The sequence below is a fragment of the Sphingopyxis sp. Geo48 genome (assembly GCF_949769155.1).
In the GTDB taxonomy this organism is placed as follows: Bacteria; Pseudomonadota; Alphaproteobacteria; order Sphingomonadales; family Sphingomonadaceae; genus Sphingopyxis.
This window is the reverse complement of record NZ_CATKPA010000001.1, coordinates 46,389-68,817: the sequence shown is the minus strand read 5'-3', so window position 1 is coordinate 68,817 and position 22,429 is coordinate 46,389. Positions and strand designations below refer to the sequence as shown.

Here is a 22,429-nt window from a genome sequence, read left to right as displayed (position 1 = left end):
GCGCGGTGAGGGGTCGCTGTCGGTGTTTGTTTCGCTTCTTCTGGTCGGATCGTCGCTGGCGGCGCCGCAGCTGGCGATGGAGGCGGCGAGCCAGACGATCGTCGACGGCAGCCCCGCCGGTGTCGCGACCGGGGTCAACCGGATCGTCGGCGGGATCATCAGCTATGCCCGCTGGCCGGCCGACCTGCCGCGCGCACCGCGCACGATGTGCGTCGCGGGCACGCCGCAACTGACCGATCACATCGCACCCGCCGTGCCGGGCGGACAAAGCATCGCGGTGCGACGCCTTTCCGCGCCCGCCAACGGCAGCGGCTGCGACATCCTGTTCCTCGGCAGAATGCCGGTCGCCGACCGGCAGCGCCTGATCGCGTGGGTGCGCGGCCGCCCGGTGCTGACGATCACCGACGACGATCCGGGCTGCAGCTTCGGCGCGATGTTCTGCCTCCGCGCCCGCGCCCCAGGCGTCAGCTTTTCGGTCAATCTCGACGCCATCGGCCGTGGTCCGCTGCGCATCGACCCGCGCGTGCTCCAGATCGGCAGCGACGGGGACGCCTCATGACCCGCCCGCTCGCACCCCGCAGCCCCGCCCGCCCCGCGGCGCACACGACGCTGCAAAAGCTGCTGTCGCGGTTCCATTTCGGCATCACCCTGTTCGCCGTCGCGCTCTCGGGCGTCGCGATCCTGCTCGCGGGCATCACGACGCTGCGCAGCTACGCCGACCGGAACATGGAGCTTGCGACGCGCGTCGGCGCCTATGGCGCCGAACCCGCGCTCGTGTTCAACGACCCCGAGGCGGCGCGCGAGGGGCTCGACCCTCTTCGCAGGATCCCGGGGATCGCACGGCTGCGCGTGCTCGATCATCGGGGCCGTCCGCTCTACGAATGGCAGTCGCCGAAGGGCGATCCGTCGCCCGTGCTGACCAGCCTGTTCTTTCCGCAGCCCTTTTCCACGCCGATCAGGCGCAACGGGTCGGTGATCGGGCGCATCGAGATCTGGGGCGATAGCTCGACCCTGATCGACTATGTCCGCATCGGCGCGCTTGCCGGGCTCGGTTGCCTGCTCGTCACCGCGCTGGGGACGATCATCCTCGCACGCCGTTTCGAATATGAGCTGGTCAAGCCGCTCGGCGAGATCGCGACCGTCGCGCACGACGTCCGGCTGCACCGCCGGTTCGACAAACGCGTGCAGCCGCTCCGGATCGCCGAGCTCGACCGGCTGGGCGGCGACATCAACGCGCTGCTCGACGAGCTTCAGGGCTGGCAGGGACATATGGAGAGCGAGAATGCGGTTCTTGCCCACCGCGCCTCGCACGACATGCTCACCGCCCTGCCGAACCGCGCCGCGTTCGACGAGCAGCTCGCAGCGCGGATCGAGAATGCGGCGCGGCGCGACGGGCGCTTTGCGCTGCTGTTCATCGACGCCGACAATTTCAAGGCGGCGAACGACAATCATGGTCACGCGGCGGGCGACGCGGTGCTGGTCGCGCTATCGGCGCGGATCAAGGAGACGCTCCGCACCGGTGATTTCGCCGCGCGCATCGGCGGCGACGAATTCGTCGTGATCGTCGACCCGCTCGACCAGGGACCGGGCGCCGAAGCGATCGCCGCGCGCATCCGCCAGATCGCCGCGCAACCCGTGGCTTTGCCCGGCGGCACCTACTATCGCCTCGCGATCAGCGTCGGCGCCGCGGTCTATCCCGACGATGGCGGCGATGCGGCCGGGCTGCTCACCGCGGCCGACACCGCCATGTATGCCGACAAGCTGACCAACCGGTCGCATAAGAGACAAGCGGAGACCTGATGTGCGCATGCCCCTGACCGATTCAGTCCGCAGCCTGGTGCTGATCCTGCTGCCGCTGCTGCTCGCCGCCTGCCAGACGATGCCCGCGCCCAAGGGCTTCACGCCCGCGCAGGTCGCGACATTGAAGGCCGAGGGTTTCGTCGAAACCGGCGACGGCTGGACGCTGACGATCAACGAGCGCCTGCTCTTCGCGACGAACGAAAGCGCACTGAAACCCGAACAGGTCACGATGCTGGAAGCGACGGCGAAGAATCTCGTTTCGGTGGGCATCCTGACCGCGCGGGTCGAGGGTCACACTGATTCGACCGGCACCACTGCCTACAACCAAACGCTGTCGCAGGCGCGCGCGCAATCGGTGGCGCGTGCGCTTCAGACGAGCGGCATGCGCTTCGACGCCGACCAGATCATCGGCCGCGGCGAAACCATCCCGCTGTCGCCCAACGACACGGCGGAGGGACGGCAGGATAATCGTCGCGTCGTCGTGATCGTGACCCCGCCGGCCTGAAATATTAACCATAACGGCCTAGACGATTGCGCCGGGACGCTCCATTGCCACGCGCGAACAATCGAAGGCCTCGCATGAAACCGATCCGTAAAGCCGTTTTTCCCGTTGCCGGTCTCGGCACCCGCTTCCTTCCTGCTACCAAGGCTATCCCGAAGGAAATGCTGCCGGTGGTCGACCGGCCGCTGATCCAATATGCGGTCGACGAGGCGCGCGAAGCGGGGATCGAGCAGATGATCTTCGTCACCGGCCGCGGCAAGAGCGCGATCGAGGATCATTTCGACATCGCATTCGAGCTCGAAAAGACGATGTCCGAGCGCGGCAAGGATCTGTCGGTGCTCGCACCGACGCGGCTGGGGCCGGGCAATTGCGCCTATGTCCGCCAGCAGGAGCCGATGGGGCTTGGCCATGCGATCTGGTGCGCGCGCGATATCGTCGGCGACGAACCTTTCGCGATCTTCCTGCCCGACGAGTTCATGCACGGGTCGCCCGGCTGCATGAAGCAGATGGTCGACGCCTATTACAAGGTCGGCGGCAATTTGATCTCGGTGCTGGAGGTGCCGAAGGAGCAAGTCTCCTCCTATGGCGTGATTGCGCCCGGCAAAGCCGACGGCGCGTTGACCGAGGTGAAGGGGCTGGTCGAGAAGCCGAGGGCCGACGAGGCGCCGTCGAACCTGATCATCTCGGGCCGCTACATCCTCCAGCCCGAGGTGATGCGCGTGCTCGAACGCCAAGAAAAGGGCGCGGGCGGCGAAATCCAGCTCACCGACGCGATGGCGACGATGATCGGATCACAACCCTTCCACGCCGTCACCTTCGACGGCGCGCGTTACGACTGCGGGTCGAAGGCCGGCTACATCCAGGCCAATCTGGCGGTCGCGCTCGCGCGGCCCGACATGGCCGACGAGGTGCGGGCTTTCGCGATCGACCTGCTCAAATAGGCAGGCGGGGGTTCCGCCCCCGCCGTTCGCCTTCCTAGTCGCCCTCTATATTGGGCTTCGGGAAGCTGTCGACGCCGACCGTCCGGTAGAGCCACCCGCCCACCGCCCCGCCGACCAGCGGCGCGAGCCAGAAGAGCCAGAGTTGCTGCAGCGCAAGACCGCCCACGACGAGCGCCGGGCCGGTGCTGCGTGCGGGGTTCACCGACGTGTTGGTGACCGGGATCGAGATAAGATGGATCAGGGTCAGCGCAAGGCCGATCGCGATCGGCGCGAAGCCTGCGGGAGCGCGGCCGTCGGTCGCGCCCATGATCACCCACAGGAAGCCCGCGGTCAGCACGACCTCGATGATCAGCCCCGACCAGATGTCATAGCCACCCGGCGATCCCCCGCCGAAACCGTTGGCGGCGAGGCCGTTGGTCGCAAGGTCATAGGCCGGATTGCCGCTGGCGATATAAAATAGCAGGAACGCCGCGACGATCGCGCCGAACACCTGCGCCACCACATAGAGCGGAATGTCGCGCGCCTCGAAGCGCCCGCCGGCCCACAGACCGATGGTGACCGCCGGATTGAGGTGGCAACCCGAAATATGGCCGATCGCATAGGCCATGGTGACGACGGTCAGGCCGAAAGCGAGCGATACGCCGAGCAGGCCGATCCCGACGTCGGGAAAGGCGGCCGCCAGCACCGCGCTGCCGCATCCGCCGAAGACGAGCCAGAAGGTGCCGATGAACTCGGCCAAGCCCTTTTGCACATTGGTCATATGACCCTCCTCCCCACCGGCGGCCACAGGCGCCGCCGGCGCTGGGGCGAAGCTATCATGCCTGCAGGGAAGCGCAAACCTCTGGAATCAAGCCGCCGCGACGCTCTCGACGAACTGGCGCGCGCGCTCATGGAGCGATTGCGCCGCGCGGCCGAGGTCCGACGACAACTCGCCGAGCGCCGCCGCGCCCTCGCCGACCGAAGCGGCGCCGCGGCTGATATACTGAACGCGGCTGTCGATCTCGCGCCCCGCGAACACCGCCTGCTCGACATAGGTCGCGATCGACAGGCTGGTTGCGCTCTGGCCGCTCATCGCCTGATCGATCGTATCCGAGAAGTCGTTGTTCGCGTCGATCGCGCGCTCGACCTCGCGGAAGCCGTCGGCGACCTGCGCGACGATCTCGCGGATGCGTTCGATATAGGGGGTGATGTCGCTTGCCGCCGCGCGTGTCTGGTTTGCGAGCGACTTGACCTCGGCAGCGACCACCGCGAAACCGCGCCCGGCGTCACCGGCACGCGCCGCCTCGATCCCGGCATTGAGCGCGAGCATGTTGGTGCGGCTCGCCATGTCGATGATCAGCGCCAGCATCTGTTCGATCGACTGGCTGGCATCCTGCAGCGCCGCCGCGCGGCCGCCGGCGTGGCGCACCTTCTGGTGCGCGTCGTGGCGGACCGCGCGGGCGCGCGTGCCGTCGTCGACGATCCGCGCCATGCTCGCCGCGAGCGCATGACCGCGATCGCCGAGATCCTGCAGCCCGGTCAGCGTCTGCGCGGTCGCGCCCGCGACCGACAGCGCGTCACGGCCGGTCTGTTCGGCGCGCTCGGACAGGATTTGCGCAACCCCCTCGACCTCGCGCGCGGTTTCGGACAGCGTTGCGGAGAGTGCGGCGATGTCCTGCTGGAAACGACGCCCGGCCTCGTCGACCCACGCCATGCGGTCGGCGCGCTCGCGCGCCAGCTCGATCTCGCGCAGCATCGCGAGCCGGGCGAGCTGGCTGCCGTCGAGCGTTTCAACGAAGCACCCCTCGTCGACGAGGACCAGCCCGTCATGGCCGTGTGCGTCCGACGCGCGGCGCAGCAGGCTGGCAGTCGATTCGGAAACGTCGGCGGTGATGCAGGGGTCAACCATCGAGTCGATCGACCCGCCGATCGTCGGATTCTGCATCAGCGAAAACCAGTAGGGGCAAAAGAGCAGTTCGCGCACGCGCTGCTCGCGGATGATCCCCACGGGCGCGCGCCGGTCGTCGAGGATCGCAAGCAGGCGCAGCTCGGGATTGCGGCGAAACGCTTCGATCACGTCGGACAGCGATGCATCGGCGCCGATCGCGACGGCATGACCCGATGCGGGCTCCAGACCGGATGGAACGGGAATAAGCGATACGGCGTTCATCGTCTCTCTTCGGGCTAGCGGTCCCTGCCTCGGGCCAGACCTAGCCACTCATGGTTAAGACGAATTTAACCATTTGTTTCAGTGATGTGACACGGAGGCGCAACAAGGCGGCGATTTACCGCAATCCGCTGTTCAGGCGCTGCCACCTATGCCATGGACGCCCGTCGCCCAAGGGAGGAAATCATGCGCGCCATCCTGTTTGCCCTGCTGTCCGCCTTTCTGCTCGGCGGCTGCGTCGGCGCCGTGAAGTCGGTCGTTACCGCGCCGGTCAAGGCGGTCGGCCAGGTCGCCGACTGGTCGACGACGAGCCAGGACGAAGCGGACCGCAATCGGGGCCGCGCGATGCGCGAACGCGAGGAACGGCTGGGTAAGCTGTCGCGCCAACACGACAAGGCGGCCGGAAAATGCCGCGACGGCAACGACGAACAATGTCGGCGGGCCGAAGTGCTCGAACAGGAAATCGAAGCGACGATGGCGCAGCCGATCTGATCGGACCGACGTCGGTCGATCGAGCTAACGCACCCGCCGCCCGGTCCACACCACACGGCCGACCAGCCGGATCGCGTTCAGGGGTAAATCGTCCCAGCTCTTGTAGTGCGGATTGTCGCTGATCACCGACACGCGCCCCTGCCCCGGCGCGCGCGCGACGCGCTTCACCATCAGCACATCGTCCATCCGCAGCACATAGATGCCGTCGCGCAGCCGGCCCGCGGCGTCGCCGCCGTCGACCATGATATCGTCGCCGTCGCTGAGCGTCGGGGCCATCGAATCGCCCTCGACGCGGATGATGCTGAGCGCGCGCGGGTCGGCACCGAGGTCGCGGAGCCATTTGGGGTCGAACGCGACCTGTCCCTCCACCGCTTCGCCGTCGACGCTCGCCCCCGCGCCCGCCGAAGCGCCGATCGCGAGCTTCGGCACCAGCACCATGTCGCCGCCGCGCGATCGCGCCGGCGCCGCGACACGCGGCGCAGGGCCGCCGAGCAGCGCTTCGGACACGCCAAGATAGGCGGCGATGCGTGCGCGATCCTCCTCCGCCAGCCGACGCGGCGAGCCGCGCTTGATATATTGCTGAATATAGGCGGGGTTGCGCCCGATGCGCTGCGAGAGCTGCGAATAATCGACGCCCTTTTCGGTCAGCAGGCGGTCGAGCGTGGCGCGCGGGTCGAGATCGAAATCAGTCATGGTCACCGGAAACTGGTCCTTCCTATTTCGCATATAGCGATAGGAATTTTCCTAGACAAGTAGGAAAATTGGCATCAGATAGGAAATATCCTATCGGGTGAGTCGCCTCGGGGATGTGACGAAAACAGGAGGAACTATGGAGCGAAACCTGCTGCACCGGATCGAGGCTTTCCTGGCCGAATCGCGGATGCCGCCGAGCGTCTTCGGTCGTGCCGCCGCGCACGACCCGCGGCTGGTGAGCGACCTGCGCGGGGGACGCGCGCCAGGTCGCAGCCTGGTCTGCCGCGTGGAACATTTCATGAACAAATGGCGTGCCGACTTTCACGAGGGCCGTGTGATGAAGCGGGGCGACCAACGATTCCGTGAGGAGAAGCGCGCATGATCCGCTGGTCGCCCACCGCGCCCGCCCGCCCCGCCTGCCCGCACCGGCGCCTGACCCGCCTGCTCGGCGCCGAGTTGGGCGAAGGCTTTGCGCTCGGGAATTCGACATTGCGGCCTTGGGCGAGCGCCAATTTCGTCGGCGCGCGCCACCTCTTTCGGTGTTCGGGATCGTCCCTGGATGCGCGCGCACTGCAGGACCGCCTCGCCGCCATCGAATGGCGCTTGCCCGGCCATATCGTCGCCGACCTGAGCGTCGAGGCACACAGCCCCTACGAAATCACCGTCGAAATATTGACCGTCGAGAATTGAACGCGGTCGCTCAGCCCTGCGTCTGGCGGTTCATCCGTTGCAGCGTGCTCAGCGCCGCCTCGAGCGCGAAATCGATCTCGGCATCGCTCTCTTCGCCCGCCACCGGATCGTTGACAGGAATCGGAAGCGTCGCGGCCGCCGGCAGGCGCTTGCGCGACAGACCGAGTTCGAGTCGCGCGACCATCGCGCCGAGCGAATTGTCGGCAGGGTCGGGAAGCGCGGGGCCGGTCGAAGCCACGGGTTGCAGCCATGGTTCAGCACCGGGCTCGTCGATTTCGACCGGGGCGAGGTCGGCGAGCACCAGCTCGTCAACCTCGCTCCAGTCTGCCGTCTCGGGAACGGCGGGGCTCAGAAAGGGATCGGGTTCGGCCGAGGCCTCGGTCGGGGCGGCCCAGACGCCGAGCCCCTCGGCGGGAAGGTCGCGACCGGCGCGGATCGGCGCGCGCGGCAAATCGTCGGGGTGCAGGTCAGCGCGGCGACGCGGCGGGACATAATCGCTCGCCTCTTCCTCGACCGCCCGGCTGGCTCTGCGGCGCAGCGCCGTGAGACCCGAGGCCTCGGGTTCGTTGATCAACAGCGCGACGAAAGCTGCAATCAGCGCGGCGATCGCCGACATGGCGAGGGCAAGCGCGAGCCGCGCGCCGTTACCGACGGGTGGCACGAACAAGTCCGACAGGCGGTCGAGATAAAGATTCCAGCTGATCCCGGCGACCCATGCCATCGGGATGACCGCAGCAAAAAGAAAGGTGAGCGCGGCAGCGCCGATCACCGCCGGAAGCGTCGTTTGCAGGGCGCGCAGCATCGCCCGCAGGCGGCTTGTCTTCGGCGCTTCGCTATCGTCGTCCATATCGTCCCACGTCTTTCGCACCCTCTGTCCGGGTCACTCTGGCCCCGCCAGAATGTCCTCAACCAGTTCGCGACCCCGGATTGCCTAGCAAATTTTGGTAAACAGGTTCGTAACGCAAAATATTCGACGACCAATTCCGTTCGGCCTCGACAAACGCACGTGCCACGCGCCGCCGCTCTCCCCACAAGGTGCGCCGCGCGAGCAGACCGGCCAGCACGGCCGCGATCGCCGCGGGATCGTCGGGCGCGAACAGGCTGCCCGTCACCCCGTCCTCGATCAGTTCGCGGTGACCGCCAACATCGGATGCGGCGACAAGCTTGCCCTGCGCCATCGCCTCGAGCGGCTTCAGCGGCGTGACGAGATCGGTCAGTCGCATCTTCTTGCGCGGATACGCAAGGATATCGATCAGCGAATAATAGCGTTCCACCTGCTCGTGCGGCACGCGGCCGACGAAGAAGATATGGGCGGCGACGGGCGAGGCCGCGGCCTGCGCCTTGAGCGCCGCCTCCATCGGCCCGCCGCCGACCAGCAGCAGGCGCGCGCGCGGCTCGGCGGCGATCAGCGCCGGCATCGCCGCGATCAGGTCGTCGATCCCCTCGTAATCGTAAAAACTGCCGATGAAGCCGATCACCGGATCATCCGCGCCCAGACCGAGCTCGACCGCCAGCGCATCGTCGCGCGGCGGCGGGCTACCGAACAGGTCGAGGTCGACGCCGTTCGGCGACACGATAATCTTGGCGGGATCGATGCCGCGCGCGACCAGGTCGCCGCGCAGCCCTTCACAGATCACCGCGACCGCGTCGGCCGATCGCACCGCATGGGTTTCGAGCCGGCGCGTCAGAAAATAGCGTGCGCTGCCTTCGCGACCCGTTCCGTTGCCGACCGCCGCATCTTCCCAGAAGGCGCGGATCTCATAGATGACGGGGATACCAAGCCGCTTGCCGACACGGAGCGCCGCAAGCCCGTCCATCACGGGCGAATGCGCGTGGAGCAGGTCGGGCTTCCATTCGGCGACCAGCGCCTCGATCCGCTTCGCCAGCGCCCCGATCTCGCGCCATTCGCGCAGCGGCGAAGGCGCAGGCTTGATCGGCGGCGTGCGATAGAAGGTGAGCCCGTCGACGGTTTCCACCCCGGGTCCGGGCAGCGGGTGGCGAACACCGGTCACACCCGCCACCGCCCACCCCTTCGCGGCCTGCGCCTTCATCAGCGCGCGGGTGCGGAAGGTATAGCCGCTGTGCGCGGGCAGGCTGTGATCTAGGACGTGCAGGATGCGGGTCATGGCCGCCCCCTTGGCACACCAGCCTTAACGCGGCGTCAACCCCGTTCTACTATCCTCGCCGCGACGACCGGTTTCGCGTCGCGAAGAAAGAGCGAAGGCACGCCGCACGATGGTCGACAATTTCTCGATTGCCCTGACCCACATCCTCATCGCGATCGCGCTGTGGCGCCTGCTTTATCGTGACGATCTCGATCACGAGGTCAGCCCGCGCAAGCTGTGGCAGCAGCGGCGCGATGCCGAAGTTCCGGCGGGGGATACGCACGGCGATGCGTGACCTTGCCTTTGTCGCCTTTCTCTTCGCCTTCATCGGGGTCGGCTTTCGCAAGCCGTTCCTGTTCGTGCTGTGCTTTTGCTACATCGACATCGTCGCGCCGCAAAAGCTCAGCTACTTCCTGATCAATTCGATCCCGATCTCGCTGATCGTCTTCGGGCTCGCAATCGTCGGTTGGCTCGTCTTCGACGACAAGCGCGACACGCGCTGGTCCGGCCGGCAGAGCCTGCTCGTGATCCTGCTGCTCTATTGCTGGGCGACGACGGTCAACGCCGATTTCCCGGTCGAGGCGCAGGACAAATGGAGCTGGGTGTGGAAAGCGCTCGTCTGGGCGATCTTCCTGCCGCTGACCCTGCGCACCAAGCTGCGGATCGAGGCGCTCGCGCTGATCATGTTGCTTTCGGCGGCAGCAATCGCGATCGCGGGGGGAATCAAGACTGCGGCGGGCGGGGGCGGCTATGGCTCGCTGCAATTGCTGCTGAGCGAGAATTACGGGCTCTACGAGGGGTCGATCATGTCGACGGTCGGCATCGCGATCATCCCGCTGATCCTGTGGTACCGCAAGCATGGCACGGTCTTCCAGCCCGACTGGCGCGTCTCGCTCTTCTGTTTCGCGCTGTGCTTTGCGTGCATGTTGCTGCCCGTCGGCACGCAGGCGCGCACCGGCCTCGTCTGCCTGATCGTGCTCGCCATCCTGTCGCTGCGCGCGGTCAGGCACCGCCTGCTCTACATGGTCGGCGCCGGGCTGCTCGCCGCCGCGGCGATCCCCTTCCTGCCGCAAAGCTATACCGCACGGATGGAAACGATCCGCGACCACCGCGCCGACGAATCGGCTTCGACGCGCGTCGCGGTGTGGGCGTGGACATGGGAATATGCGAAGGACCATCCCTTCGGCGGCGGCTTCAACGCCTATCTGCAAAACCACCTCCGCGTCGAGCGCGCGGCGAGCAGCAACGCCAACGCCGCGCCGCAGGAAGCCTTGCCATCGGTCTATGAGGACAAGGCGCGCGCCTATCACTCCAGCTATTTCGAGATGCTGGGCGAACAGGGCTATCCCGGCCTGATCCTCTGGCTGGTGCTGCAGGCGGCGGGCCTCTTCCGCATGGAGCAGCTGCGGCGGCGCTATCTCAAGACCCGCCGCGCCGAGGAACAATGGATCGCGCCGCTCGCCACCGCGCTGCAGCACGGGCATATCGTCTATATGGTCGGGTCGCTGTTCGTGGGCATCGCCTTCCAGCCCTTCATCTACATGATGCTGGCGCTCGAAATCGGGCTTTCGACCTATTGCCGGCGGCGCGAGCAGCAGTCGGGCTGGCGCCCGCTGATGGCACGTCCGGCGCAGGTTCCCGCGCGCCACGCCTTTCCTGCCGAACGCTAGCGCGGAACCATCGGCGGGGGCGGGGCGCTATTGCCCCATGTCCATCGCGCGCCTTATCCATGTCGACGACAGCCTGCCCGGCATCAGCCGCCAGCGCATCGATGGCGGCTGGCGCTACCGCGATGCGCAGGGTCGGATCATCCGCGACGCCGCGGAAATTCGCCGTCTGAATTCGGTCGCCCTGCCCCCCGCTTATGAGGATGCGTGGTTCTGTCCCGCGCCGAACGGCCATATCCTCGCGACCGGCTATGACGCGCGCGGCCGCAAGCAGTATCGCTATCATCCCGAATTCCGCCTCGCGCAGGAAGCGGACAAATATGATCGCTGCGCCGCCTTTGGCCATGCCCTGCCGCTTCTCCGCGCGCGGCTGGCCGACGATCTGGCCCGCCGGACGCTGTGTCGGGAGCGGATCGTCGGCGCGGTCGTCCGGCTGCTCGATCTCGCCGCATTGCGCGTCGGCAACGAGCAATATGCCGCCGCGAACAAGAGCTTCGGCGCAACGACGCTGCGGCGGCGTCATGCGAAGCTTTCGGGGCAGACGCTCCGCCTCAGCTATCGCGCCAAGGGCGGCTTGATGCGCGAGGTGACGATCAGCGACCGGAACCTTGCGACGCTCGTCCGCCGGCTGCAGGATCTGCCCGGCCAGCATCTGTTCCAATATCAGGATGAGGGCGGGCTCTGCGCGGTTGGCTCCGCCGATGTGAACGCCTATATCCGCGAGGCGATGGGGGCCGATTTCAGCGCCAAGCATTTCCGCACCTGGTCGGCGAGCGTCGAGGCCTTCGCCTACCTGTATGACGCGCCCGAGCCGCCGACACTGAAGGCGATGGTCGCCCATGTCGCCGACCGGCTCGGGAACACGCCCGCGGTCGCGCGAAAGGCGTATGTCCACCCGGCAATGATCGCGGCGGCGCAGGATCGGCGCCGTTTTGCTGCGGATGCGGGCGCCTTGCCGCGCGCAACCCGATATCTCTCGCGCTACGAACGCGGCTTTCTCGCGTGGCTCGAACGGGTGCCCGATGCCGCAGTCTTGCTCCGCTCCGCCTGATCCGCCAAGAGGACGACGTGACCATTGCCATCCTTCCCGCCGCCCATTCGGCCACCACCACGACAGCCTTGGCCACCAAGGCGCCAGCCGCAGCAACCAACCCGCTCGAGGATCTCCGCCACTACTGGGATATCAGCGCCGCCTGGGTGAACAGCCACTGGCTGCAGATCGGTATCGCGGTCGGCGCGGGGCTGCTCATCTATTTCCTGCTTTCGATGGTCCGCACCTTCGCGCTCAAACATGCGCAGTCGGCCGAGGGTGACCTCACGCTGACCCACATCGCGGGCCGCGTGATTCACAAGACGCGATCGACCGTCATCGCGATCGTCGCCATCCGCATGGTCGCAGGCTATGCGCAGCCGCCGGCGGCGATCATGCAGATCGTCCAGTTCGTCTTCACGATCGCGGTGGTGTTGCAGGTTGCGATCTGGGTGCGCGAGATCATCCTTGGCCTGATCCAGCGCCGCGCCGCCGAGGGGAACAACGAGACGCTCAGCAATGCGATGGGAATCATCCGCTTGCTGATCAGCGTCGCGCTGTTCGCGATCGCGGCGATCGTCATCCTCGACAATATGGGCGTCAACGTCACGGGGCTGATCGCCGGGCTCGGGATCGGCGGCATCGCGATCGGTCTTGCCGCGCAGGGCATATTCTCGGACCTCTTCGCGTCGCTGTCGATCATCTTCGACCGCCCGTTCCGCGTCGGCGAGACGATCAAATATGACACGAGCACCGCGACAGTCGAGCGCATAGGCTTGAAGAGCACGCGGCTCCGCTCGCTCAACGGTGAATTGCTGGTGATCTCGAACACCAATTTGCTGAGCAAGGAGATCACCAATTTCGCGCATCTCCATCGCCGCCGGATCACCTTCAGGATCGGCGTCATCTATCAGACGACGCCCGAAATGCTGCGCGACCTGCCTGCCCTGCTCGAGGCGCAGGTAGTCGCCGCGGGCCATGAATTCATCCGGTCGAGTTTCCTGACCTTCGGATCGTCCAGTCTCGATTTCGAATTGCTCTTCGACGTCTTCAGCGACGACTTCGATGTCGTCGCCGCGGCGCGGACCGATGTCGGCATCCGGTTGTTCGAGGCGATGGCGAAAGCGGGCTATGAGTTCGCCTATCCGACGCAAACGACCTTCACCGCCGCGCCCGACGGTACGATGATCATGCCCTTTGCCGAGTCCCCGAAGCCCAAGGCGCGCTCGGCAAAGACCACGAAGCCCGACTGACGCTACGGCGCCATAGCGCCGAACCTTGGGCCTTGTGCAACGCCGCAAGACAGGCCTAGAACGCGCCCCGAACGAACGATCAGAGGGGATGAGTCATGGCCAGCATCACGCCGCAGGACCTGCAAGCTAAGGTCGGTGAGCATATCGGCACGTCCGAATGGGTGCTCGTCGATCAGGACCGCATCAACAAGTTCGCCGAAGCCACCGGCGACTTCCAGTTCATCCATATCGACGAGGAAAAGGCGAAGCTGACGCCCTTCGGCGGGACGATCGCACACGGCTTTCTGACGCTGTCGCTGATCCCGATGCTCGGCGCGAGCACCGACGGACCCAAGATTGCCGGCGTGAAGATGGGCGTCAACTATGGCGGCAACAAAGTCCGCTTCCTGTCCCCCGTCCGGGCCGGCAAGCGGATCCGCAGCCACGTGAAACTGCTCGAACTCGAAGAGAAGCGCCCCGGCCAGTGGCAGCAGACCAACGAAGTGACGATCGAGATCGAAGGCGAGGAAAAGCCCGCGCTGATTGCCGAATGGATCAGCCAGTTCTTCGTCTGAACCGAAATATCCGGCCGACCTCCCCCGAAAAGACAACCGGATCCAAGCAGAAGGACAGATATCATGCGTGACGCCGTCATCGTTTCCACCGCCCGCACCCCGCTGACCAAGGCGGCGCGCGGCTCTTTCAACAACACCCTCGCCCCGACGCTGGGCGCCCATGCGGTCCGCGCCGCGGTCGAGCGCGCCGGGGTCGAAGGCGGCGAGATCGACGATGTCGTCTTCGGCGCCGCGATGCAGCAGGGTTCGCAGACGATGAACGTCGCGCGCCTGATCGCGCTGCGTTCGGGCCTGCCCGTCACCGTCCCCGGCATGTCGATCGACCGCCAATGCTCGTCGGGCCTGATGACGATCGCCACCGCCGCGAAGCAGATCATCGTCGATCGCCAGGACATCGCGGTCGCCGGCGGGATCGAGTCGATCTCGAAGGTCAGCGGCAGCGGCAAGGTGTTCATCGAGACCGACGCCGAGCTGATCGCGATGCACAAGGACACCTATATGCCGATGATCGGCACCGCCGAGGTTGTCGCGAAGCGCTACAACATCAGCCGCGAATATCAGGACGAATATTCGCTCCAGTCGCAGCAGCGCACTGCCGCCGCGCAGGCCGCGGGCAAATATGACGACGAAATCGTCGCCTGCCCCGCCACCATGGCGGTCGTGAACAAGGAGACGAAGGAAGTCACCTTCAAGGACGTCGTCGCCGACAAGGACGAGTGCAACCGCGCCGACACGACGCTCGAAGGGCTTGCCAGTCTGAAGCCGGTGATGGGCGAAGGCCACACGATCACTGCGGGCAACGCCAGCCAGCTCGCCGACGGCGCGTCGGCCTGTGTCGTGATGGAAGCCAAGGTCGCCGAGAAGCGCGGTCTCCAGCCGCTCGGCCGCTATGTCGGCATGGCGGTCGCGGGCACCGAGCCCGACGAAATGGGCATCGGTCCCGTCTTCGCGATCCCGAAGCTGCTCGAACGCTTCGAGCTCAAGATGGACGACATCGGCCTCTGGGAACTCAACGAAGCCTTTGCCGTGCAGGTCCTCTATTGCCGCGACAAGCTAGGCATTCCGAACGAGCTGCTCAACGTCAACGGCGGCTCGATCTCGATCGGCCACCCCTTCGGCATGACCGGCGCGCGCTGCGTCGGCCATGCGCTGATCGAGGGCAAGCGCCGCGGCGTCAAATATGCCGTCGTCACCATGTGCATCGGCGGCGGCCAGGGCGCAGCGGGCCTGTTCGAGGTCTTCTGATTTGCGCTTAAGTAAACCGCGTATCGAGCCGGTCGATTTGGACCGGCTCGATGCCGACCAGCGCGCTGCGCTGTCGCCCTTCCTCGACAATGGCGGCGGCAAGGTCGGCGGCGGAAAGGTGCTCAACATCTTCCGCACCCTAGCCCATGCCCCGAAAGCGCTGACCGCCTTCCTCGGCTGGGGCAGCTATATCCTGTCGCGCCGCAACGCGCTGTCGGAACGCGATCGCGAACTCGTCATCCTGCGTACCGGCTACAACTGCCGCTCGGGCTACGAGTGGACGCAGCACAAGCGCATCGGGCTCGACAGTGGCCTGAGCGAAGACGAGATCGAACGGATCAAAGCCGGTCCCGACGCCGCAGGCTGGGGCGACATCGACCGCGCGATGCTGCGCGCGACCGACGACCTCACTTCGAACCATTTCGTCAGCGACGCCAGCTGGGCCGCGCTTGCCCCGCTCGGCGACAAGGGCCGCATGGACCTGGTCATGACCGTCGGCCAGTACACACAGGTTTCGATGATGCTGAACAGCTTCGGTATCCAGGTGGAAGACGGCTGGGAGGTCGATCCCGACCTCAAGGCCTGAGCATTTAGGGAGAGAGATATGAGGGGCATCGGAGTTATCGCGACCATCCGCGTTCTACCCGGCAAGGAAGCCGAGTTCGAAGGCGTCTTCGCCGAACTCGCCCCCGCCGTGCGCGCCAACGAGCCCGGCAACAGCTATTACAAGCTCTTCCGCACCGCTGAGACCGGCGTTTACAAGGTGCTCGAATGCTATGACGACGAGGCCGCGATCGCCGCGCACCGCGCGTCGGATCATTTCCGCAGCCTCGGCGCCAAGCTCGGTCCGTGCCTGGCGGGCGCACCCGAAATCGAAAGCCTGCCGGCGGTTTGAGGGCGAGGCTGCCCGTTTTCCGCGCGGCGTGAAGGACGAAAAGCGGCCGTTTGCTGGCTATCAATCATCGTCACCCCGGATTTGGTCCGGGGCCTGCCTTGTCTTTTCATCCGAGGCCGGAAAAGGAAAGGCGGGTCCCGGGTCAAGCCCGGGATGACGAATAACGTGGCGACAGCTCCCCACCCCAAAGCCGCTATCAGCGCCCCAAGGCCTCAACCCACCTCCGCAATCTCCCCCGCCCGGTCGCCGAGCAGGTAGCGCGGCCCCGCGCCGCGCTGCGCCGCCTTGTCCTGCGCGTTATAAAGCCCGCATTTCTTCAAGGACAGACAACCGCAGCCGATGCACTGGTCAAGCAGCTCACGCGTCCGCGTCAAAGCCGCGAGCTGCGCATCGATCCGCTCGCGCAGCCCGGTGCTGATCCGCGTCCAGTCGGCGGCGTTCGGCGTGCGTCCCGCAGGCAGGCGCGCAAGCTCGCCCGCGATCTCATCGAGGCTCAGCCCCATCTGCTGCGCGATCAGGATGAAGGACACGCGGCGGATGTCGGCGCGCAGAAAGCGCCGCTGCCCCCCGGCGGTACGCAGCGCCTCGAGCAAACCCTTCGCTTCGTAGAAACGGATCGCCGACACGGCGGTGCCGGTGCGCGCCGCCAATTCGCCGATCGCGATCAGGTCGGTCCGATGCATGGCCGTGTTCATTCGCTTTCCGCTTGACCTAAACCTCACTTGAACTTTCATACCCGCTGCGTCAACCCGAATCACGAAAGCAGAACCATGACGCACCCCTTCATCGAACATGTGAACCTGACCGTCAGCGACCCCGATCGCACGGCGGGCATCCTTTCGGCCATCTTCGGCTGGCACGAACGCTGGCGCGGCCCGGCGCGCGACGGCGGCCGCACGATCCACCTCGGCAGCGAGGCCGCCTATGTCGCGCTCTATACCGGCCCCGACGGCCAGCACGCCGACGCGCGCTATCCGAAGGGCGAGCCGCTCAACCATCTCGGGGTGCAGGTCGATGATCTCGATACGATCGAAATGCGCGTGAAGGCGGTGGGCCTGACCCCCTTCAATCACGGCGATTACGAACCCGGCCGCCGCTTCTATTTCTTTGACCCCGACGGCATCGAATATGAAGTCGTCAGCTATGCGGAGCCGCGCCCGCGCTGAACGGCGCAACATCCTGCATTCACAAGCGTTCATCGCTTGTCAGGGGGGGGGGACAGCAGGAGTCTCGACCGATGAGTGACGACATTACCAAGCAATTCTGGAAGGCGCTCGACGCCAGCCCCTATGTCATGGTCGGCCTGACCGGCGAGCGGCTGCATCATATCCCAATGAACGCGCAGCTCGACAAGGACGCCAACAGTGCCTTCTGGTTCTTCACCTCGACCGACAATCGCATCGCAGGCGGCGGCCCCGCGATGGCGCAGTTCGCGTCGAAGGGCCATGATCTTTATGCCTCTATTTCGGGTGAGTTGCGCCGCGAGGACAGCCGCGCAGTCCTCGACAAGCTCTGGAACAACAGCATCGCGGCCTGGTACGAAGGCGGCAAGGATGATCCCAAACTCGTCCTGCTCCGCTTCGACCTCGAAGACGCCGAAATCTGGACCGCTGAGCCGAGCCTGAAGGGCATGTTCAAACTCGCGACCGGCATGACGATGAAGGAAGGCGACCTCGGCAAGCACGCGGAAGTGGCACTCTAGACCGACGGCGCAATCTGCCCTTCGCGGAACTCGAAGCCGCCCTCGCGGTCGCGTTCGAGTAAGGCAGGCCCATCGAGGTCGACCCACCGTGCGCGCTGCGCGAGTACGAAAGCGGGCGCGACAGCCAAGCTGGTGCAGAGCATACAGCCGGCCATGATTGACAGCCCCGCCGCGTCGGCTGCGTCGGCGAGCCGCAGCGCCTCGGTCAGCCCGCCCGCCTTGTCGAGCTTGATGTTCACCCCGTCGTAGAAAGGGCCGATCCGCGCGACATCTGCGACGGTGTGGCAGCTTTCATCGGCGACGAACGGAATCGGGGCATAGATTGGGTCAAGCAATGCGTCGGCGCCGACCGGCGCCGGTTGCTCGATCATCTCGACGCCCATATCGGCGAGCGCCTCGGCCTCGCTCAAGATATCGATCTGGCCCCAGCTTTCGTTGGCGTCGGCAATCAGTCGCGCATTGGGGGCGCCCTTGCGCACGCCGGCGACGCGCAGGCGGTCGCCCTCGCCGGTCAGCTTGATCTTGAGCAAATGGTAGCCGTCGGCCTCGGCGGTTGCGGCGGCCTCCGCCATCGCGCCGGGCGTGCCGAGCGATATGGTGTAGGCCGTCGTCCGCGCGGTCGGCGGACCATCGCATCCCGCAAGCTGCCACAGCCGGAGGCCACGCTGCCTCGCCTCGAGATCCCACAACGCGCAATCGATCGCATTGCGCGCGGCGCCGGGCGGCATCAATTCCTGCACAGCCGCCCGTGCCTCGGCCGCGCCCATTTCGGCCATGTAGGGGGCGACACGCAAAAGCTGGTCGCGGCATCCGACGGCATCTTCGCCGAGATAATAGACCGGCGTGCCCTCGCCGCGCCCGATCGCGCCCTCGCCTTCGACCTCGGCGACGACCACATCGACATGGGCGGTCGCGCCGCGGCTGATGATAAAGCTTCCCGCCACCGGCCAGCGTTCGACGCGCGCGCTTTTCAGATGAACGGCCATCGCTCCTTCCTATGGCCGTTTCGACGTTTCGCAAGCGGGCTTTGCGGCAATGGGCCTTCGGCTATCAGGCGCCGTTGGCGCGGATCCACTTTTCGACCACCGGCGCAATATCGTCGCGCCACTTGCGGCCGTTGAAAATGCCGTAGTGGCCGACCCCCTTCGCCATCAAATATTTCTTCTTGTCGGCCGGCAGCGACTTGGCGAGCGTCAGCGCCGCCTTCGTCTGTCCGAGCCCCGAAATATCGTCACGTTCGCCCTCGATCGCGAGCAGCCCGATATCGGAGATCTTGGTGAGATCGACCGGCTTGCCGCGATGGAGCATCTCGCCCTTGGGCAGTGCGTGGCGCTGGAACACGACATCGACCGTCTGGAGGTAGAATTCAGCGGTCATGTCGCAGACCGCCCGATACTCGTCATAGAATTCCTTGGTCTTGTCGGCGCTTTCACCATCGCCTTCGACCAGATGTTTGAACATCGACCAATGGCTCATCATGTGATTGCCAAGGTTCATCGACATGAAGCCCGCAAGTTGCAAAAAGCCCGGATAGACGCGCCGCCCCGCGCCTGGATACCAGGCGGGAACCGTGACGATCACATTTTCCTGAAACCACGCATAGGGCCGTGTCATCGCATGTTCGTTGACCGCGGTCGGCGCCTTGCGCGTATCGATCGGCCCGCCCATCATGGTCAGCGTCTTCGGCCGGCACTTGTGCTTGTCCGCCGCCATGATCGCGGCCGCCGCATAGCTCGGCACCGAGGGCTGGCACACCGCGAGCATATGCGCGCCCGGCCCGATGTGCTCGAGCCACGAAATGACATAATCGATATAGTCGTCGAGGTCGAACTTGCCGGCTTCGAGCGGCACGTTGCGCGCGTCGCGCCAGTCGGTGATCCAGACGTCATGCTCGCCGATCATCCGCTCGACCGTGCCGCGCAGCAGCGTCGCATAATGGCCGGACATCGGCGCGACGATCAGCAGCTTGGGTTTGCCCGCGCTCTTCTTGTGCGTGAAATGCTTGAGCTGGCCAAAGGGCTTTCGCGCCTCGACCTTTTCGGTGACGCGGACGGTCTCGCCTTCGGACACGGTCTCGTAAAGTTCGAACCCCGGCTTGCCGCGCGGCGCGGCAGCATGGGCGAAGACTTCGAGCGCCGAGGCGAACATCGGGCTGCCGCCAAAATAGCCGAGGGGATTCGCGGGATGCTGAATCACCTGTGCGCCGGCGGTCGCCAGCGCGCTGGCCCCCGCGAGCCAACTCTTTTGCATTTCAAAGGCATGATACAGCATTGTCGATAGTCCTTGCGTCCGGGGCGGCGCTCTGGCGGCGCCTGCTTTCGGACCAGTCTAGGCCATCGGTGTCATTGTGCAATGCATCAAAGCCGTTGCACCGACATTTCATCGGCAATATCATGCGATGGCGGACGCCGGTGCGTCCTTCGGAGTGAATATGTCTGAGATTGCGGGCAACCGCTAACATCCCGGTGGAGGGGATGGTGCAAACGCCGTTGGCCCATGGGTCGGCGCGCCTGTTGTTGCCTATAGTCTCGGACAATATCCCAATGAACATCTCGAAATCGGAACAGCGCGTGCTGCACGTGCTGGCGCAGGGTGGCATGATCCGCCACCGGCGCGATGATGGCGGCCGCGTCGTCGAGGCGCTTTGCGTAACGCGCGACGGCCATATCCTTGAAAACGGGGGCCTTGAACTGTTCCAGCGCCTCCGCCGCCGCGGCTTCATCGCGTCGCACCGCGGCATGCCGTACCGGATCACGCAGGCGGGCCTGCGCGCGGTACGCGCACAGCTCGACAACCGCTGATCGCGCATATTGGGGGGGAGCGCGGGTTCGCGTCCGCGCTCCCTTTGCGCAGCGCAGCTTCATGGCGCATGAAGCTGCACGCCACTTTGCGGCGTTGAGCGGCACCGGCGCGGCTGCTAGGGCGATGACAATGGCGACCAAATCCGACCCACCCGTCCCGCCCCGCAAGCTGTCGAGCCTGCGCATGGTCTGGCATCACGCCAGCAAATATCCGCTGCAACTGTTGATCGCGGCGATCGCGCTCGGCATCGCCGCGCTCGCGACGCTTGCGATCCCCTACCAGTTCAAGGAAATGATCGATTCGGGCTTCGTCGCCGGTGGCGGCGACGTCGCACCGCATTTCCGCTTCTTCTATGTGATCGTCGTGATCCTCGCGCTCGCCACCGCGCTCCGCTTCTATTTCGTGAGCTGGCTCGGCGAACGTACCGTCGCCGACATCCGCGAGGCGGTGCAGCAGAATCTTCTCCGCCTCGCGCCCGGCTTCTTCGAAGAAAACCGCCCCTCCGAAATCGCCTCGCGCATGACCGCCGATACGGCGATTATCGAGCAGACCGTCGGCACCACCGTCTCGGTCGCGCTCCGCAACACGGTGATGGGGATCGGCGGCATCGGTTACCTCTTCTCGCTCTCGCCGAAGCTCACGGCGGGGATATTGGTCGGCATCCCGGTCATCATCCTGCCGATCGTCCTCTTGGGCCGCCGCCTCCAGAAGGTCTCGCGTTCTAGTCAGGACCGCGTCGCAGACATCGGCGCCACCACCGCCGAACAGCTCGGCGCCATGAAGATCGTCCAGGCCTTCGGGCAGGAACAGCGCGAGGCAGGCCGCTTCGCCGACGCGGTCGAGGCCAATTTCGCGACCGCCAAGCGCCGCATCCGCCTGCGCGCGATCATTACCGCGACCGTCATCGGCCTGCTGTTCGGCGCGATCACGACCCTGCTCTGGTATGGTGCCGCGGGGGTCGCGGCGGGCACGATCACCGGCGGTACGATCGCCGCCTTCGTCCTCACCGGCGGCCTCGTCGCGGGTGCGTTCGGCGCGCTCACCGAGGTCTATGGCGACCTGCTCCGGGCGGCGGGGGCCGCCGAGCGCCTCAACGAATTGCTCGTCGCCGAGCCGACGATCGCGCCACCCGCCAGTCCCCGCCTGTTGCCCGATCCCGCGATCGGCACGCTGGAATTCGACCATGTCGAGTTCAACTATCCGACGCGCCCCGACGCCCCGGCGCTCCATGATTTCAGTCTCGCGATCCGCCCGCGCGAAACCGTCGCGATCGTCGGTCCGTCCGGTGCCGGCAAGTCGACGCTGTTCCAGCTCGCCGAGCGTTTTTATGACCCCCAGTCGGGCCAGATCCGCCTCGATGGCGTGCCGTTGACCGAGGCCGACCCTGCCGACATCCGCGCGCGCATCGCGATGGTGCCGCAGGAGACGGTGATCTTTGCCGCCTCTGCGCGCGATAACCTCCGCTACGGCAACTGGCTGGCGACCGACGACGAACTCTGGGAAGCGGCCCGCGCCGCCAATGCCGAGGAATTCCTCCGCAAACTGCCCGACGGTCTCGACACCTTCATGGGCGAGGGCGGCGCGCGTCTGTCGGGCGGCCAGCGCCAGCGGGTCGCGATCGCCCGCGCGCTGCTCCGCCGCGCGCCGCTGCTGCTGCTCGACGAAGCGACCTCGGCGCTCGACGCCGAATCCGAAAAGCTCGTGCAGGACGCGCTCGAAACGCTGATGCACGACCGCACGACGATCGTTATCGCGCACCGTCTCGCAACCGTGCGCGCCGCCGACCGCATCATCGTGATGGACGAGGGGCGGATCGTCGAGGAAGGCCGCCACGACGACCTCGTCGCCGCCGACGGCCTCTACGCCCGCCTCGCGCGGCTGCAATTCCAGGACAAGCTTGCCGCCGCCTGAC

Annotated in this window: 27 protein-coding genes; 19 read left to right on the top strand and 8 right to left on the bottom strand. The window is 66.1% G+C overall.

What is annotated here, in order from left to right; translation table 11 throughout:
* The first annotated feature begins 22 nt into the window (after positions 1-22).
* The 4 genes from yfiR (at position 23) to galU (ending at position 3,243) form a co-directional block, all read left to right on the top strand.
* On the top strand, positions 23-559 hold the full coding sequence (gene yfiR, locus QOL79_RS00390) for a regulatory sequestration protein YfiR (RefSeq protein WP_282945997.1): 537 nt from the start codon (positions 23-25) through the stop codon (positions 557-559).
* Entirely contained in the window at positions 556-1,800 is a 1,245-nt protein-coding gene (gene dgcN / locus QOL79_RS00385; protein WP_283418257.1) for a diguanylate cyclase DgcN/YfiN, read from the top strand. Before yfiR ends, dgcN begins: the two co-directional genes overlap by 4 nt.
* Before the next feature lie 7 nt (positions 1,801-1,807).
* Positions 1,808-2,305: an outer membrane lipoprotein YfiB gene (gene yfiB / locus QOL79_RS00380; protein ID WP_283418256.1), complete on the top strand. Its 498-nt coding sequence runs from the start codon at positions 1,808-1,810 to the stop codon at positions 2,303-2,305.
* A 74-nt stretch (positions 2,306-2,379) separates the two neighbouring features.
* Complete coding sequence (galU, locus tag QOL79_RS00375) at positions 2,380-3,243, top strand: UTP--glucose-1-phosphate uridylyltransferase GalU (protein WP_204992400.1); 864 nt, start codon at positions 2,380-2,382, stop codon at positions 3,241-3,243.
* A gap of 34 nt (positions 3,244-3,277) precedes the next feature.
* On the opposite strand, the gene aqpZ is transcribed toward galU, so the two are convergent.
* The gene (gene aqpZ / locus QOL79_RS00370) at positions 3,278-4,003 is read right to left on the bottom strand and encodes an aquaporin Z (RefSeq protein WP_283418255.1); all 726 of its coding nucleotides are present in this window, start codon (positions 4,001-4,003) and stop codon (positions 3,278-3,280) included.
* 87 nt (positions 4,004-4,090) lie between these two features.
* Positions 4,091-5,392 (bottom strand): methyl-accepting chemotaxis protein, encoded by a 1,302-nt coding sequence (locus tag QOL79_RS00365; protein WP_283418254.1) that lies wholly within the window; start codon positions 5,390-5,392, stop codon positions 4,091-4,093.
* Positions 5,393-5,575: 183 nt separating this feature from the next.
* On the opposite strand from QOL79_RS00365, the gene QOL79_RS00360 reads away from it, so the two are divergent.
* Positions 5,576-5,881, top strand: coding sequence for a hypothetical protein (locus QOL79_RS00360; protein ID WP_283418253.1), 306 nt, complete (start codon positions 5,576-5,578; stop codon positions 5,879-5,881).
* 24 nt (positions 5,882-5,905) lie between these two features.
* Here the strand turns inward: QOL79_RS00360 and QOL79_RS00355 are convergent, their stop codons facing one another.
* Positions 5,906-6,574 (bottom strand): LexA family transcriptional regulator, encoded by a 669-nt coding sequence (locus tag QOL79_RS00355; RefSeq protein WP_283419020.1) that lies wholly within the window; start codon positions 6,572-6,574, stop codon positions 5,906-5,908.
* Between the two features lie 136 nt (positions 6,575-6,710).
* Between QOL79_RS00355 and QOL79_RS00350 the strand changes: the two genes are divergently transcribed.
* Together QOL79_RS00350 and QOL79_RS00345 are read left to right on the top strand one after the other, a co-directional pair.
* Positions 6,711-6,956, top strand: a complete 246-nt coding sequence (locus QOL79_RS00350; protein ID WP_283418252.1) for a hypothetical protein — start codon at positions 6,711-6,713, stop codon at positions 6,954-6,956.
* Positions 6,953-7,264 (top strand): hypothetical protein, encoded by a 312-nt coding sequence (locus tag QOL79_RS00345; RefSeq protein WP_283418251.1) that lies wholly within the window; start codon positions 6,953-6,955, stop codon positions 7,262-7,264. The genes QOL79_RS00350 and QOL79_RS00345 overlap by 4 nt, the downstream gene beginning before the upstream one ends.
* Before the next feature lie 10 nt (positions 7,265-7,274).
* Here QOL79_RS00345 and QOL79_RS00340 read toward each other — a convergent pair whose 3' ends face one another.
* A complete protein-coding gene (locus QOL79_RS00340; protein WP_283418250.1) occupies positions 7,275-8,111 on the bottom strand; it encodes a hypothetical protein in 837 nt (278 codons plus the stop codon).
* Between the two features lie 58 nt (positions 8,112-8,169).
* Entirely contained in the window at positions 8,170-9,390 is a 1,221-nt protein-coding gene (locus QOL79_RS00335) for a TIGR04063 family PEP-CTERM/XrtA system glycosyltransferase (RefSeq protein ID WP_283418249.1), read from the bottom strand.
* Between the two features lie 109 nt (positions 9,391-9,499).
* Here QOL79_RS00335 and QOL79_RS00330 point away from each other — a divergent pair, with 109 nt between their 5' ends.
* The 8 genes from QOL79_RS00330 to QOL79_RS00295 all read left to right on the top strand — a co-directional run bounded on the left by QOL79_RS00330 (position 9,500) and on the right by QOL79_RS00295 (position 16,013).
* On the top strand, positions 9,500-9,664 hold the full coding sequence (locus tag QOL79_RS00330; protein ID WP_204992393.1) for a hypothetical protein: 165 nt from the start codon (positions 9,500-9,502) through the stop codon (positions 9,662-9,664).
* Positions 9,657-11,039: a putative O-glycosylation ligase, exosortase A system-associated gene (locus QOL79_RS00325; RefSeq protein WP_204992392.1), complete on the top strand. Its 1,383-nt coding sequence runs from the start codon at positions 9,657-9,659 to the stop codon at positions 11,037-11,039. The genes QOL79_RS00330 and QOL79_RS00325 overlap by 8 nt, the downstream gene beginning before the upstream one ends.
* A gap of 37 nt (positions 11,040-11,076) precedes the next feature.
* Entirely contained in the window at positions 11,077-12,087 is a 1,011-nt protein-coding gene (locus QOL79_RS00320) for a DNA topoisomerase IB (RefSeq protein WP_283418248.1), read from the top strand.
* 68 nt (positions 12,088-12,155) lie between these two features.
* Positions 12,156-13,319, top strand: coding sequence for a mechanosensitive ion channel family protein (locus QOL79_RS00315; protein WP_502957472.1), 1,164 nt, complete (start codon positions 12,156-12,158; stop codon positions 13,317-13,319).
* A gap of 95 nt (positions 13,320-13,414) precedes the next feature.
* Positions 13,415-13,873 carry a MaoC family dehydratase gene (locus QOL79_RS00310; protein ID WP_282945968.1) on the top strand — a complete coding sequence of 153 codons (459 nt, stop codon included), beginning with the start codon at positions 13,415-13,417 and terminating at the stop codon, positions 13,871-13,873.
* 63 nt (positions 13,874-13,936) lie between these two features.
* A complete protein-coding gene (locus QOL79_RS00305) occupies positions 13,937-15,118 on the top strand; it encodes an acetyl-CoA C-acyltransferase (RefSeq protein ID WP_204992390.1) in 1,182 nt (393 codons plus the stop codon).
* 37 nt (positions 15,119-15,155) lie between these two features.
* Positions 15,156-15,704, top strand: a complete 549-nt coding sequence (locus tag QOL79_RS00300) for a carboxymuconolactone decarboxylase family protein (RefSeq protein ID WP_283418246.1) — start codon at positions 15,156-15,158, stop codon at positions 15,702-15,704.
* A gap of 18 nt (positions 15,705-15,722) precedes the next feature.
* Positions 15,723-16,013, top strand: a complete 291-nt coding sequence (locus tag QOL79_RS00295; protein WP_283418245.1) for a putative quinol monooxygenase — start codon at positions 15,723-15,725, stop codon at positions 16,011-16,013.
* A 212-nt stretch (positions 16,014-16,225) separates the two neighbouring features.
* On the opposite strand, the gene soxR is transcribed toward QOL79_RS00295, so the two are convergent.
* Positions 16,226-16,696, bottom strand: a complete 471-nt coding sequence (soxR, locus tag QOL79_RS00290; RefSeq protein WP_283418244.1) for a redox-sensitive transcriptional activator SoxR — start codon at positions 16,694-16,696, stop codon at positions 16,226-16,228.
* 87 nt (positions 16,697-16,783) lie between these two features.
* Here soxR and QOL79_RS00285 point away from each other — a divergent pair, with 87 nt between their 5' ends.
* Both QOL79_RS00285 and QOL79_RS00280 read left to right on the top strand, forming a co-directional pair.
* Positions 16,784-17,179 carry a VOC family protein gene (locus tag QOL79_RS00285; protein WP_283418243.1) on the top strand — a complete coding sequence of 132 codons (396 nt, stop codon included), beginning with the start codon at positions 16,784-16,786 and terminating at the stop codon, positions 17,177-17,179.
* A 71-nt stretch (positions 17,180-17,250) separates the two neighbouring features.
* Positions 17,251-17,715, top strand: a complete 465-nt coding sequence (locus tag QOL79_RS00280) for a pyridoxamine 5'-phosphate oxidase family protein (protein WP_283418242.1) — start codon at positions 17,251-17,253, stop codon at positions 17,713-17,715.
* Here QOL79_RS00280 and QOL79_RS00275 read toward each other — a convergent pair.
* On the bottom strand, positions 17,712-18,701 hold the full coding sequence (locus QOL79_RS00275) for a dipeptide epimerase (protein ID WP_283418241.1): 990 nt from the start codon (positions 18,699-18,701) through the stop codon (positions 17,712-17,714). The two genes, QOL79_RS00280 and QOL79_RS00275, sit on opposite strands and share 4 nt — an antisense overlap.
* Before the next feature lie 64 nt (positions 18,702-18,765).
* Entirely contained in the window at positions 18,766-19,986 is a 1,221-nt protein-coding gene (locus QOL79_RS00270) for a polyhydroxyalkanoate depolymerase (RefSeq protein WP_283418240.1), read from the bottom strand.
* 272 nt (positions 19,987-20,258) lie between these two features.
* Here QOL79_RS00270 and QOL79_RS00265 point away from each other — a divergent pair, with 272 nt between their 5' ends.
* A complete protein-coding gene (locus tag QOL79_RS00265) occupies positions 20,259-20,516 on the top strand; it encodes a YjhX family toxin (protein WP_283418239.1) in 258 nt (85 codons plus the stop codon).
* A 130-nt stretch (positions 20,517-20,646) separates the two neighbouring features.
* Complete coding sequence (locus tag QOL79_RS00260; RefSeq protein WP_283418238.1) at positions 20,647-22,428, top strand: ABC transporter transmembrane domain-containing protein; 1,782 nt, start codon at positions 20,647-20,649, stop codon at positions 22,426-22,428.
* Position 22,429: the final 1 nt, after the last annotated feature.

Excerpts from the sequence above, each read along its gene's own strand:
- dgcN (WP_283418257.1), top strand. The coding sequence starts at position 556 with ATGACCCGCCCGCTCGCACCCCGCAGCCCCGCCCGCCCCGCGGCGCAC.
- yfiB (WP_283418256.1), top strand. The coding sequence starts at position 1,808 with ATGCCCCTGACCGATTCAGTCCGCAGCCTGGTGCTGATCCTGCTGCCG.
- galU (WP_204992400.1), top strand. The coding sequence starts at position 2,380 with ATGAAACCGATCCGTAAAGCCGTTTTTCCCGTTGCCGGTCTCGGCACC.
- aqpZ (WP_283418255.1), bottom strand. The coding sequence starts at position 4,003 with ATGACCAATGTGCAAAAGGGCTTGGCCGAGTTCATCGGCACCTTCTGG.
- QOL79_RS00365 (WP_283418254.1), bottom strand. The coding sequence starts at position 5,392 with ATGAACGCCGTATCGCTTATTCCCGTTCCATCCGGTCTGGAGCCCGCA.
- QOL79_RS00360 (WP_283418253.1), top strand. The coding sequence starts at position 5,576 with ATGCGCGCCATCCTGTTTGCCCTGCTGTCCGCCTTTCTGCTCGGCGGC.
- QOL79_RS00355 (WP_283419020.1), bottom strand. The coding sequence starts at position 6,574 with ATGACTGATTTCGATCTCGACCCGCGCGCCACGCTCGACCGCCTGCTG.
- QOL79_RS00350 (WP_283418252.1), top strand. The coding sequence starts at position 6,711 with ATGGAGCGAAACCTGCTGCACCGGATCGAGGCTTTCCTGGCCGAATCG.
- QOL79_RS00345 (WP_283418251.1), top strand. The coding sequence starts at position 6,953 with ATGATCCGCTGGTCGCCCACCGCGCCCGCCCGCCCCGCCTGCCCGCAC.
- QOL79_RS00340 (WP_283418250.1), bottom strand. The coding sequence starts at position 8,111 with ATGGACGACGATAGCGAAGCGCCGAAGACAAGCCGCCTGCGGGCGATG.
- QOL79_RS00335 (WP_283418249.1), bottom strand. The coding sequence starts at position 9,390 with ATGACCCGCATCCTGCACGTCCTAGATCACAGCCTGCCCGCGCACAGC.
- QOL79_RS00330 (WP_204992393.1), top strand. The coding sequence starts at position 9,500 with ATGGTCGACAATTTCTCGATTGCCCTGACCCACATCCTCATCGCGATC.
- QOL79_RS00325 (WP_204992392.1), top strand. The coding sequence starts at position 9,657 with ATGCGTGACCTTGCCTTTGTCGCCTTTCTCTTCGCCTTCATCGGGGTC.
- QOL79_RS00320 (WP_283418248.1), top strand. The coding sequence starts at position 11,077 with ATGTCCATCGCGCGCCTTATCCATGTCGACGACAGCCTGCCCGGCATC.
- QOL79_RS00310 (WP_282945968.1), top strand. The coding sequence starts at position 13,415 with ATGGCCAGCATCACGCCGCAGGACCTGCAAGCTAAGGTCGGTGAGCAT.
- QOL79_RS00305 (WP_204992390.1), top strand. The coding sequence starts at position 13,937 with ATGCGTGACGCCGTCATCGTTTCCACCGCCCGCACCCCGCTGACCAAG.
- QOL79_RS00295 (WP_283418245.1), top strand. The coding sequence starts at position 15,723 with ATGAGGGGCATCGGAGTTATCGCGACCATCCGCGTTCTACCCGGCAAG.
- soxR (WP_283418244.1), bottom strand. The coding sequence starts at position 16,696 with ATGCATCGGACCGACCTGATCGCGATCGGCGAATTGGCGGCGCGCACC.
- QOL79_RS00285 (WP_283418243.1), top strand. The coding sequence starts at position 16,784 with ATGACGCACCCCTTCATCGAACATGTGAACCTGACCGTCAGCGACCCC.
- QOL79_RS00280 (WP_283418242.1), top strand. The coding sequence starts at position 17,251 with ATGAGTGACGACATTACCAAGCAATTCTGGAAGGCGCTCGACGCCAGC.
- QOL79_RS00275 (WP_283418241.1), bottom strand. The coding sequence starts at position 18,701 with ATGGCCGTTCATCTGAAAAGCGCGCGCGTCGAACGCTGGCCGGTGGCG.
- QOL79_RS00270 (WP_283418240.1), bottom strand. The coding sequence starts at position 19,986 with ATGCTGTATCATGCCTTTGAAATGCAAAAGAGTTGGCTCGCGGGGGCC.
- QOL79_RS00265 (WP_283418239.1), top strand. The coding sequence starts at position 20,259 with ATGAACATCTCGAAATCGGAACAGCGCGTGCTGCACGTGCTGGCGCAG.
- QOL79_RS00260 (WP_283418238.1), top strand. The coding sequence starts at position 20,647 with ATGGCGACCAAATCCGACCCACCCGTCCCGCCCCGCAAGCTGTCGAGC.